At 62.4% G+C, this 10,981-nt stretch carries 10 protein-coding genes and 1 riboswitch; of the genes, 9 read left to right on the forward strand and 1 reads right to left on the reverse strand.

Annotated elements, in window-relative coordinates; translation table 11 throughout:
* Window positions 1-15: 15 nt before the first annotated feature.
* A riboswitch (S-adenosyl-L-homocysteine riboswitch) is annotated at window positions 16-112 on the forward strand.
* Between the two features lie 75 nt (window positions 113-187).
* The 4 genes from ahcY to ACLBXN_RS00340 all read left to right on the forward strand — a co-directional run bounded on the left by ahcY (window position 188) and on the right by ACLBXN_RS00340 (window position 4,857).
* Window positions 188-1,618, forward strand: a complete 1,431-nt coding sequence (ahcY, locus tag ACLBXN_RS00325) for an adenosylhomocysteinase (protein ID WP_447610752.1) — start codon at window positions 188-190, stop codon at window positions 1,616-1,618.
* A 303-nt stretch (window positions 1,619-1,921) separates the two neighbouring features.
* A complete protein-coding gene (locus tag ACLBXN_RS00330) occupies window positions 1,922-3,118 on the forward strand; it encodes a TlyA family RNA methyltransferase (RefSeq protein WP_211457884.1) in 1,197 nt (398 codons plus the stop codon).
* A 94-nt stretch (window positions 3,119-3,212) separates the two neighbouring features.
* Window positions 3,213-4,040: a methylenetetrahydrofolate reductase [NAD(P)H] gene (metF, locus tag ACLBXN_RS00335; RefSeq protein ID WP_003061724.1), complete on the forward strand. Its 828-nt coding sequence runs from the start codon at window positions 3,213-3,215 to the stop codon at window positions 4,038-4,040.
* 139 nt (window positions 4,041-4,179) lie between these two features.
* Window positions 4,180-4,857: a septal ring lytic transglycosylase RlpA family protein gene (locus tag ACLBXN_RS00340; protein WP_211457964.1), complete on the forward strand. Its 678-nt coding sequence runs from the start codon at window positions 4,180-4,182 to the stop codon at window positions 4,855-4,857.
* A gap of 55 nt (window positions 4,858-4,912) precedes the next feature.
* On the opposite strand, the gene ACLBXN_RS00345 is transcribed toward ACLBXN_RS00340, so the two are convergent.
* Window positions 4,913-5,779, reverse strand: coding sequence for a 23S rRNA (adenine(2030)-N(6))-methyltransferase RlmJ (locus ACLBXN_RS00345; RefSeq protein ID WP_447610753.1), 867 nt, complete (start codon window positions 5,777-5,779; stop codon window positions 4,913-4,915).
* A 332-nt stretch (window positions 5,780-6,111) separates the two neighbouring features.
* Between ACLBXN_RS00345 and rplM the strand changes: the two genes are divergently transcribed.
* From rplM to xdhA, 5 genes are all read left to right on the forward strand, one after another.
* The gene (rplM, locus tag ACLBXN_RS00350) at window positions 6,112-6,540 is read left to right on the forward strand and encodes a 50S ribosomal protein L13 (protein WP_003059004.1); all 429 of its coding nucleotides are present in this window, start codon (window positions 6,112-6,114) and stop codon (window positions 6,538-6,540) included.
* Between the two features lie 10 nt (window positions 6,541-6,550).
* The gene (rpsI, locus tag ACLBXN_RS00355) at window positions 6,551-6,943 is read left to right on the forward strand and encodes a 30S ribosomal protein S9 (RefSeq protein ID WP_003059002.1); all 393 of its coding nucleotides are present in this window, start codon (window positions 6,551-6,553) and stop codon (window positions 6,941-6,943) included.
* A gap of 211 nt (window positions 6,944-7,154) precedes the next feature.
* On the forward strand, window positions 7,155-7,520 hold the full coding sequence (erpA, locus tag ACLBXN_RS00360) for an iron-sulfur cluster insertion protein ErpA (RefSeq protein WP_003059000.1): 366 nt from the start codon (window positions 7,155-7,157) through the stop codon (window positions 7,518-7,520).
* 101 nt (window positions 7,521-7,621) lie between these two features.
* Window positions 7,622-9,052 (forward strand): multidrug transporter subunit MdtD, encoded by a 1,431-nt coding sequence (mdtD, locus tag ACLBXN_RS00365; RefSeq protein ID WP_407716222.1) that lies wholly within the window; start codon window positions 7,622-7,624, stop codon window positions 9,050-9,052.
* 318 nt (window positions 9,053-9,370) lie between these two features.
* On the forward strand, window positions 9,371-10,981 hold the full coding sequence (gene xdhA / locus ACLBXN_RS00370; protein WP_407715008.1) for a xanthine dehydrogenase small subunit: 1,611 nt from the start codon (window positions 9,371-9,373) through the stop codon (window positions 10,979-10,981).

Consider the following 10,981-nt stretch of genomic DNA (forward strand, 5'->3'; position numbering starts at 1 on the left):
CTTTATAATCTCCGTCCATCCGAGGAGCGTTGCAGCGTTCCCCAGCCAGCCATGAGCTGGTCTGCGCGGGGCGTGAGGCTCGGATTTCATCCCGCAACGACGCTCGCCCACGCTTTCTGTGCGGTGAGCCGGTTTATTCCCCCTCTGCTGCAGAACGTGGTTTTTCATTCAAGATTTGGAGAAAACCATGAACGCTGCCGTGCGCTTCAACCCCGCTGATTCGGCCATTACCGATATTTCCCTGGCTGCCTGGGGCCGCAAGGAAATCAGGATCGCCGAAACCGAAATGCCCGGTCTGATGGCCGTGCGCGAGGAGTTCGCCGCTGCCCAGCCTCTGAAGGGCGCGCGCATCACCGGCTCGCTGCACATGACCATCCAGACCGCCGTGCTGATCGAGACGCTGACGGCTCTGGGCGCGCAAGTGCGCTGGGCCTCGTGCAACATCTTCTCGACCCAGGACCACGCTGCTGCCGCCATCGCCGAAACCGGCGTGCCTGTCTACGCCATCAAGGGCGAGTCGCTGGAAGACTACTGGAACTACACGCACAGCATCTTTGAATTCGGCGCCAAGGGCACCGAAGGCGAAGGCCCCAACATGATCCTGGATGACGGCGGCGACGCCACCATGCTCATGCACCTGGGCAAGCGCGCCGAGCAGGATCTGTCCGTGCTGGCCAACCCCACTTCGGAAGAAGAGCGCATCGTCTTCGCCGCCATCAAGGCCAAGCTGGCCGTGGACTCCACCTGGTACAGCCGCAAGTCGGCCCAGATTCTGGGTGTGACCGAAGAGACCACCACCGGCGTGCACCGTCTGAACGAAATGTCCGCCAACGGCAGCCTGCTGTTCCGCGCCATCAACGTCAACGACTCGGTGACCAAGTCCAAGTTCGACAATCTGTACGGCTGCCGCGAATCTCTGGTGGACGGCATCAAGCGCGCCACCGACGTGATGATCGCCGGCAAGGTTGCCGTGGTCGCCGGTTACGGCGACGTGGGCAAGGGCTGCGCCCAGGCGCTGTCCGCTCTGCGTGCGCAAGTGTGGGTGACCGAGATCGACCCCATCAACGCCCTGCAGGCCGCCATGGAAGGCTACAAGGTCGTGACCATGGAATATGCCGCCGACAAGTGCGACATCTTCGTGACCACCACCGGCAACAAGGACATCATCCGCCACGAGCACATGGTCGCGATGAAGGATGAGGCCATCGTCTGCAACATCGGTCACTTCGACAACGAAATCGATGTCGCATCGATCGAGAAGTACGAGTGGGAAGAGATCAAGCCCCAGGTTGACCACATCACCTTCCCCGATGGCAAGAAGATCATTCTGCTGGCCAAGGGCCGTCTGGTGAATCTGGGTTGCGCCACCGGTCACCCCAGCTTTGTGATGTCCAACTCCTTCGCCAACCAGACCCTGGCGCAGATCGAGCTGTTCACCCGCCCCGACGCCTACGAGGTGGGCAAGGTCTATGTGCTGCCCAAGGTGCTGGACGAAAAGGTGGCCCGCCTGCACCTGAAGAAGGTGGGCGCACAGCTGACCGAGCTGACCGAAGCGCAAGCCGCCTATATCGGCGTGAAGAAGGAAGGCCCTTACAAGCCTGAAACGTATCGCTATTAACTCCCCCTGAGGCGCTTTGCGCCTTCCCCCTCTCTGGCTTCGCCGGAGGGGGACGACAGCCTCGCTGGGGCAGCCCTTGCTGCGCGGCGGCGCTTGCTCGCTGTTACTGGTGTGGATAGCGCCAGCATCGAGGTCGTCGTGGTTTTATTGATAGCTGCTTGCGCACGTTATGTATTGATTTCAGATGAATATTTATCTGAAATCAAGCTGTATCAAGCGAAAGCAGCTATCTAAAAAGATTTCTTTGCCCGCTGCACCTTTGTGCAGCGCCTGGCGCCGGTTTATTTCAAAGGAAGCGACGCTATGCGCGCAGATGTTTTTTTGGTTGAAGCAGGTCATGCTGCCACCCGTTCCCAGGCCCAGCGCCTGATCGCCTCGGGTGTGGAGTGGCGGCTGACGCCGCTGGCGCCCTGGAAGAAAGTGGCCAAGAACGGCGATGACATTCCTGCTGGTGCCGAGCTGCAGCTGCTGGACGCCGCCGAGGCCAAATACATCTCGCGCGGCGGGCTCAAGCTCGAAGGCGCGCTGGCCGCGACCGGCCTGAGCGTCAAGGGCTTGCGCTGTCTGGACGTGGGCCAGAGCACGGGCGGCTTCACCGATTGCCTGCTGCAGGCCGGTGCTGCCCAGGTCATCGGCCTCGACGTGGGCCACGGCCAGCTGCACGAGCGCCTGAAGAATGACGAGCGCGTGGTCTGCGTCGAGGGCTTCAATGCCCGCGCGCTGACGCCCGAGCTGCTGGAGAAGGCCTGCGACGAGGCGCTGTGCGAAGTCATCGAGGAAGAAGAGGACAACGACACCCAGCCCGTCGCCCCCTATGCCTGGATGCGCAACGGCGGTCAGGTCGATGAGGACTATGACGACAGCGACGATGCCAAGGAGCAGGATGTCGAGAGCTTCAAGGCCGAGCGCGCCGCCAAGGCCAAGGCCCGGGCCGAAGGTCTGGCTCCGGTGGAACTGCGCCGCAAGCCCGGCACCGAGAATATCGACATCACCCCGGCATTTGATTTCGTGACCGGCGATCTGTCCTTTATCTCGCTGACCCTTGTGTTGCCTGCCGTGGTGCAGCTGCTCAAGCCCCATGGCCAGTTGCTGATGCTGGTCAAGCCCCAGTTCGAGCTGCAGCCCGGCCAGATCGGCAAGGGCGGCATCGTGCGCGACACGGCCTTGTACGCCGAGGTCGAGAAGCGCATTCGCGACTGCCTCGGCGATCTGGGGCTGAGCGTCAAGCAGTGGCTGGACTCGCCCATTGAGGGCGGCGACGGCAATCACGAATTCTTCGTCTGGGCCCAGCAGGGCGCAGAAGTCAAGGCTCCGGCCCCCGTCGTTGCAGACGAAGCGGCTGCGGCCAGGCCGGCCGTCAAGGCGGCCGCCAAGCGCCCTTCGCGTGCCGACATCAAGGCCCAGCGCGCCAAGCAGGAGCTGTATGAAGACCCCGAGGTGGCCAGCTTCGGCCAGCCCGGCCCGGCACGCAGCAAGCAGAAAAAGCGAAACGAGCGCTGAGCAAACAGCGCAAGCCGCGCTGAGCACAAGAGCGTGGCGGGTGCCGAGCCTTCGGAGCCCGCCCATGACCCAGGATTCAGAGACATAGACCGCCATGAGCTTTCCCGTCAGCTTCGAGTTTTTCCCCACCAAGACGCCCGAAGGCGCTGCCAAGCATGTGGGCGTGCGCCAGGCCCTGTATGCGCGCAAGCCCGAGTTCTGCTCCGTGACCTATGGCGCGGGCGGCTCCACCCAGGCCGGCACCTTCACCATGGTGCGCGACATCCAGAACGAGGGTGTGGGCGCGGCCTCGCACTTCTCCTGCATCGGCGCCACGCATGAAAAAGTGCGCGCCGAGCTGAACGAACTCAAGGCCATGGGCGTCAAGCGCATCGTCGCCTTGCGCGGCGACCTGCCTAGCGGCTACGGCCTGGGCGGCGAGTTCCAGTACGCCAGCGATCTGGTGGCTTTCGTGCGCCAGGAGTTCGGCGACTGGTTTCACATCGAAGTTGCCGCCTATCCCGAAACTCACCCTCAAGCAAAGTCCCCTCGCAGCGATCTGGACGCATTTGTTGCTAAAGTGCGCGCTGGTGCAGATTCCGCCATCACGCAATACTTCTACAATGCCGACGCATACATGCGCTTTGTCGATGAGGTGAGGGCTCTGGGGCTCGACGTGCCGGTCGTGCCAGGAATCATGCCGATTACCAGCTCTACACAGCTGATGCGCTTCTCGGATGCATGTGGTGCCGAGATTCCGCGCTGGATTCGTCTGCGTCTGCAGGCGTTCGGAGATGACACCGCTTCCATTCGTGCGTTCGGTCTGGATGTCGTGACTCATCTATGCGAGCAGTTGCGCAGCCAGGGTGCTCCCGGGTTGCACTTCTATACGATGAACCAGAGCGTCGCCACTCTGGAGATCTGCGACCGTCTGGGTCTGTAAGCCAAAAGCTTGCCGGCCGCGAGGCGGCCGGTCTTGGGCGGCTCTCACTTGAGCTTTCAAGGAGATTGCGCCCGTGCAACCGAAATTTTGGCGCTTGCGTTGTTGTCAGTGGATAGGTCTTGCCGTCGTTACCGCGACCATGGCCGGTTGCGCTCCACTGCCGGAAAAGCCCGAGGAACAGGCCCCCGTCGCTCAGAGCCAGCCCCGAAAAAAGGGCGCGCAGCCCACGGTCTCCGCCCCCCTGCTGCCCGACGCCTATGCGCGCAGCAACTATCGCGACAAAGGCCTGGGCGTCAAGGCCAACAAGCCTGCGGATGCCGACAAGGCAGACCTGCCCGAAGACAGCAACAAGTATGAGCTGAGCCCTCCTCGCGAAAGCGACCAGGCGGGCCTGGCCTCCTGGTATGGCGAGCAGTTCCATGGCCGCAAGACGGCCAGCGGCGAGCGCTTTGACAGCATGGACATGACGGCAGCGCACAAGACCCTGCCTTTCGGAACACGTGTCTGCGTGCGCAGCTCCGTGACCGGCAAGAGCGTGGTGGTGCGTATCAATGACCGCGGCCCCTTCGCGCCCGGCCGCGTCATCGACCTGAGCAAGGCCGCAGCCCAGGAGCTGGGCATGCTGGGCCTGGGCATCAAGCCTGTGGAGCTGTGGCAGCTGGAGGCCGACGAAGACGAGTGCCCGGCCACGCTCAATGCGTCGAGCCGAAAGCGTCACCCCAGCGTGGCGCAGGGTGCTGCCGCCGCCAAGACGCGCGCGGCGTCCGCTAAGCAGCCCACGCGCAAGGTGTCACAGACCGCCAAGCGCAAGCGCTGATTTCCGGAAACGTGCCCTTGGGATAGGGCTGCATTCACGGCCTTTGCGGCCGCAATCAGCCGCCCGACTCCAGCGTGAATCCTGCATTGCTGTCCTGGCCCAGCAGCTTGACCAGCTGCGGCATGGCGGGCTTGAGCTGTTCCTTGAGATTGAAGGGCGGGTTGATCAGGAACATGCCGCTGGCGGGCAGGCCGCCGCGCTCGGAGGTCTTGTTGCTCTTGACCGTGAGCGTGGCATGCAGCCAGCTCTTGCCGGCCTTGGTGGCCATGGTCTTGAGGCGCTTGGGCAGATCATGGGCCTCGGGGCGCGGGATGATGGGGTACCAGACGGCGTAAGTGCCGGTGGGAAAGCGCTTGAGGCCGTCCGTCACCATATCCAGCACGCGGCCGTAGTCGGTCTTCAATTCGTAGCTCGGATCGCAGAGCAGCAAGGCGCGGCGCGAGGGCGGAGGCAGGAATTTCTTCACGCCTTCGAAGCCATCCTCGTGCAGGATGGCGACCTGGCGCCGGACTTCCAGCTGGGCCATGTTGCCGGTCAGCGAACGCATGTCCGTGGGGTGCAGCTCGAAGGCCTTGAGGCGGTCATGGCCGCGCAGCAGCGCCTGGGAGATGAAGGGCGAGCCGGGGTAGTTGCGGATGGCATTGCCCTGGTTGAAGCGGCGCACCATCTGCAGATAGTCCTGCAGCACCGGAGCCAGCTCGGCTTCCTTGGCGGCAGCCAGGCGCAGCACGCCTTCTTCGGCCTCGCCGCTCTTGCTGGCGTAGTCGCCGTCCAGGCGGTACAGGCCGGCTCCGCCGTGGGTGTCGAGCACCGTCAGCGCAGCCTCTTTTTGCGTGAGGTATTGCACGGTGGCAATCAGAACGGTGTGCTTGAGCACATCGGCGTGATTGCCTGCATGGAAGGCGTGGCGGTAACTGAACATAGAGATGGATGGTAACCAGCAGGGCAAGAGGGGAACAGCACTTTTTACCCTGTGGTCTTTAAAGGCTGTCGGCGCCTGGGTGCAGAGGGAGAAACAGGCGCTAGGGGCTGTTTCACAACAGGCTGCTGCACGAAAACACGCAGATTCTGGCGTTTTTGTATAATGGCGGGCTTCGCAGCGATTTTATGGTTCCCGCGGCGAAGGCTTGGGCCAAGTTTAAATTGGTCCGAGTAACCCCGCCTAAGAGGCTTCCTTTAAAAGACCTGTCTTTTTCAAGAAGAAGCACCGACCGCGGAAAAGGGACCGCCAAACCCTCTTGAAAGAGAAAACTCATGTCTACATTCAGCGCAAAGCCCGCTGAGGTGCAACACGAGTGGTTTGTGATTGACGCCACCGATAAGGTGCTCGGACGTGTCGCCAGCGAAGTGGCACTCCGTCTGCGCGGCAAGCACAAGGCCATTTACACACCTCACGTTGACACCGGTGACTACATCGTCATCATCAACGCCTCCAAGCTCAAGGTCACTGGTACCAAGAACCTGGACAAGGTGTACTACCGTCACTCCGGTTTCCCCGGTGGCATCACTGCTACCAACTTCCGCGACCTGCAAGCCAAGTTCCCTGGCCGTGCTCTCGAGAAGGCCGTCAAGGGCATGCTGCCCAAGGGTCCTCTGGGCTACGCCATGATCAAGAAGCTGAAGGTTTACGGCGGTGCTGAGCACCCCCATACCGCACAGCAGCCTAAGGCTCTGGAAATCTAAGGAGACCTAGATGATTGGTGATTGGAACAATGGCACAGGCCGTCGCAAGTCCAGCGTCGCTCGCGTGTTTCTGAAGAAGGGCTCCGGCAAGATTACTGTGAATGGCAAGGACATTCAGCAGTACTTCGGTCGCGAAACCTCCATCATGATCGCAAAGCAACCCCTGGTTCTGACTGAGAACCTGGAGACTTTCGACATTCAAGTGAACGTCCATGGCGGCGGCGAATCCGGTCAAGCCGGTGCAACCCGTCACGGCATCACTCGTGCCCTGATCGACTATGACGCAGCTCTGAAGCCTGCACTGAGCCAAGCCGGCTTCGTGACTCGCGACGCTCGTGAAGTCGAACGTAAGAAGGTCGGTCTGCACTCCGCACGCCGCGCCAAGCAGTTCTCGAAGCGTTAATCCGTTTCTCCTGCAGGAAAGACTCTTCGGAGTCTTTTCAGGAAAAGCCGCCTCGAATGCAAATTCCTGGCGGTTTTTTCATGGGCGGCCGCAGCCTTGTCCAGCGCTTGCGCAAAGCCCCCACTTGCACTGGCGACAAAGAGATACGGCCGGTATTCCCGAGCCCCTTGCTGTACCATTTCAGGCAATCAAGAAACTACGGAGTAATGCCATGAGCGCCGTTGCTGAAACCACGACCACCGAAATGCCTTCCCCCATCGTCTTCACCGACAGCGCTGCTGCCAAGGTGGCCGATCTGATTGCCGAAGAAGGCAATCCCGATCTGAAGCTGCGCGTTTTTGTGCAAGGTGGTGGCTGCTCCGGTTTCCAGTACGGTTTCACCTTCGACGAGATCACCAACGACGACGACACCACCATGACCAAGAATGGTGTCTCGCTGCTGATCGACTCCATGAGCTATCAGTATCTGGTGGGCGCCGAGATCGACTACAAGGAAGATCTGCAGGGTGCCCAGTTCGTGATCAAGAACCCCAATGCCTCGACCACCTGCGGTTGCGGCTCCAGCTTCTCGGTCTGAGTCGAATGATTGTCTGCGCGCCGGCCGCTCTGGTCTGGCGTTCGCATATTGCTTAAGCCGCTGCGAGTCAGCGGCTTTTTTATTGCCGCCTTGTTCCGGAGCTGCCCATGGGTGAGATGCCCGTCACGCACCATAGTGCCCCCCACAAAGAAAGACTGCTGTGGCTGGTGGCCATAGGCTTTTTCATGCAGTCGCTGGACGCGACCATTCTCAACACGGCGTTGCCGGCCATGGCGACCGAGCTGGGCGAGAGCCCGATGAAGATGCAGTCCGTCATCGTGGCCTATGCGCTGACCACGGCCATGCTGATTCCGGCCACGGGCTGGGTGGCCGACCGCTTTGGCACGCGGCGCGTCTATGGCTGGGCGATAGGCCTGTTTGTGCTGGGTTCGGTGCTGTGCGCGCTCTCGCCCAGCCTGCCGTTTCTGATCGCGGCACGCGTGGTGCAGGGCGTGGGTGGCGCCATGATGCTGCCCGTGGGGCGGCTGGCCGTGCTGCGCACCTATCCGCGTGGCGAGTTCATTCGCGCCATGAGCTTCATCGCCATTCCCGGCCAGGTCGGGCCGTTGCTGGGGCCTACCCTGGGCGGCTGGATGGTGGAGTACGCCAGCTGGCACTGGATCTTCTGGATCAATGTGCCTGTGGGCCTTATCGGGCTGTGGGCCACCTGGCGCTGGTTCCCGCGCAGCGCGCCCGTGGCCGTGCACCGCTTTGACGGTACGGGCTACGCCATGCTGGCCTTTGGCATGGTGGCGATTTCCATCGCGCTGGACGGCCTGTCCGGCATGGGGCTGGGCATGGCGCTGGTGGTGGTGCTCATGGTGTTCGGTCTGGCCAGCCTGGCCAGCTACTGGATGCATGCGCTGCGCGTGGATGAGCCGCTGTTTGCGCCGGGCCTGTTCAAGGTGCGCTCGCTGCGCGTGGGCCTGCTGGGCAATCTGTTCACCCGTTTCGGCAGCGGCGCTGCGCCGTTCCTGATCCCGCTGATGCTGCAGGTCGGCCTCAAGATGTCGCCCATGAACGCAGGCCTGATGATGCTGGCCACGGTCACCGGCAGCATGCTGGTCAAGCGCATCGCGGTGCGCACGGTGCAGCGCTATGGCTACAAGCGCGTGCTGCAGGTCAACTCGGTGATGCTGGCCCTCATGCTGGCCTCGTTCGGGCTGGTGGTGCCGGGCACGCCGGTCTGGCTGCTGCTGGTGCAGCTGTTCATCTTCGGCGGCTTCAACTCCATGCAGTTCTCGGCCATGAATTCGGTCACGCTCAAGGATATGGAGGGCGAGTCGGCCAGCAGCGGCAACAGCCTGCTGTCCATGGTGCAGATGCTGGCCATGAGCATGGGCGTGGCCCTGGCCGGAGCCTTGCTGACGGGCTTCAGCGATATGTGGCCGGCGCACAGCGACGAGCGTATGCAGGCCATTCGCGCCACCTTTGTGACGGTGGCCTTGATGACGCTGGCAGCCACGCTGGTGTTCAGCCAGCTCGATGCCGACGAGCCCGTGCGCCCGGCGCCCGATGGCGGCGATGCCTGAAGATTTGATAGCTTCTAGCGCTGCTCAGTAAACGATTTCAGATTGTTTTCAATTTGAAATCGTTTATTGAAAGGCGATATTGGCTATTGATAGATGAGCGTAACTCGGCTCACGCTTCCTGGGACTTACCCGTAGGAAACCGGGTTTTGTACGGGTTTACCCTTGATTTTGGTCATGGATATATGACGCACTACATAGCCCCTATGAGCGCGTCCATATGAGAAGCTGCCCCTGCAGGCGTAGCCTTCGATCTTGACGAATGCTGCGTTTGGAATGCATCTTGCATGCAGGCATTCAATCTCACCCTGTCCCACGATCATGAGCACCAGTCAGAACTCTCAACCGATACGCTTCTTCCACCGTGGCGAGGTGGTGGAAGTGCAAGGCCCGCACCCCACACGCTCCGTGCTGCAATGGCTGCGCGAGGATGCCCATTGCACGGGCACCAAGGAAGGCTGCAACGAAGGCGATTGCGGTGCCTGCACGGTAGTCATCGGCGAGCTGGCCGAAGCCGGCGATACCGAGGCCGTCAACGGCCTGCGCCTGCAGACCGTCAATGCCTGCATTCAATTCCTGCCCAGCCTGCATGGCAAGGCCTTGTTCACGGTGGAAGACCTCAAGAGCCAGTGCGCGGGCAAGTCTGCCTGCGCCGGCAAGTCTGCAGGCCCGCAAAGCCTGCATCCGGTACAGCAGGCCATGGTGGAGTGCCATGGTTCGCAATGCGGCTTCTGCACGCCCGGCATCGTGATGACGCTGTGGTCGGCCTATGAGCATCACCAGCAGCAGGGCAGCGAGCCCACGCGCCAGCAGCTGGCCGACGAACTCTCGGGCAATCTGTGCCGCTGCACGGGCTATCGCCCGATTCTCGATGCCGGTCAGCGCATGTTCGATCTGCCTGCCGTGCGACTGGATACGGCGCCCGTGGTGGCTGCGCTGCAGGGCCTGCAGGCCGAGGCCGGCGACGCGGGTCTGAACTATGCGGCCCCCCAGGGCCTGCGCACCGACTTCTTCCACGCTCCACGCACGCTGGCAGAGCTGGCCAGCCTGTGCGAGACCAAGCCCAAGGCCCGCATCGTGGCTGGCTCCACCGATGTGGGGCTCTGGGTCAACAAGCAGTTCCGCGACCTGGGCGACATGATTTACGTCGGCGATGTGGCCGAGATGAAGCGCATCGAAGTACGGCCCGATGCCGAGGGCGGCGAGCTGTATATCGGCGCCGGGGCTTCGCTGGAGTCCGCCTGGAGCGCGCTGGTGCAGCGCTGGCCCAGCCTGACCGATGTCTGGCTGCGCTTTGCCTCCACGCCCATCCGCCATGCGGGGACCATGGGCGGCAATGTGGCCAACGGCTCGCCGATCGGCGATTCGCCGCCGGTGCTGATGGCGCTGGATGCCCAGATCGAGCTGCGCAAGGGCGAGCGCGTGCGCCGCATGCCGCTGACGGATTTCTATCTGGACTACATGAAGAACCAGCTGGAGGCGGGCGAGTTCGTGCAGGCCCTGGCGGTGCCGCTGGCGGCCATGCAGCGCCAGGTGCGCGGCTACAAGATCAGCAAGCGCTTCGATTGCGATATCTCTGCGCTGTGCGCCGGCTTTGCCATCGAGCTCGATGGCGAGATCGTGCAATCCATCCGACTGGCATTCGGCGGCATGGCGGCCACGGTCAGAAGAGCGGCGGCAGCCGAAGCGGCCCTGCTCGGCAAGCCCTGGAGCCCGGAGAACGTGAAGGCCGCTCAGGCCGCGCTGGCCCAGGATTTCAAGCCCATGAGCGATATGCGCGCCAGCGCCGATTACCGCCTCAAGGTGGCGCAGAACCTGATCCAGCGTCTGTGGCTGGAAACGCGCGCCGATCAGCCGCAAAGTACCGAGGCGACCAGTGTCTGGAGCGTGATGCCCCATGTTGTTCCTGCCGCCGTGGAGCAAGGAGTCTGA

The sequence above is a fragment of the Comamonas sp. C24C genome (assembly GCF_053345995.1).

Coding starts and splice junctions, on each gene's coding strand:
- ahcY (WP_447610752.1), top strand. CDS start 188: ATGAACGCTGCCGTGCGCTTCAACCCCGCTGATTCGGCCATTACCGAT.
- ACLBXN_RS00330 (WP_211457884.1), top strand. CDS start 1,922: ATGCGCGCAGATGTTTTTTTGGTTGAAGCAGGTCATGCTGCCACCCGT.
- metF (WP_003061724.1), top strand. CDS start 3,213: ATGAGCTTTCCCGTCAGCTTCGAGTTTTTCCCCACCAAGACGCCCGAA.
- ACLBXN_RS00340 (WP_211457964.1), top strand. CDS start 4,180: ATGGCCGGTTGCGCTCCACTGCCGGAAAAGCCCGAGGAACAGGCCCCC.
- ACLBXN_RS00345 (WP_447610753.1), bottom strand. CDS start 5,779: ATGTTCAGTTACCGCCACGCCTTCCATGCAGGCAATCACGCCGATGTG.
- rplM (WP_003059004.1), top strand. CDS start 6,112: ATGTCTACATTCAGCGCAAAGCCCGCTGAGGTGCAACACGAGTGGTTT.
- rpsI (WP_003059002.1), top strand. CDS start 6,551: ATGATTGGTGATTGGAACAATGGCACAGGCCGTCGCAAGTCCAGCGTC.
- erpA (WP_003059000.1), top strand. CDS start 7,155: ATGAGCGCCGTTGCTGAAACCACGACCACCGAAATGCCTTCCCCCATC.
- xdhA (WP_407715008.1), top strand. CDS start 9,371: ATGAGCACCAGTCAGAACTCTCAACCGATACGCTTCTTCCACCGTGGC.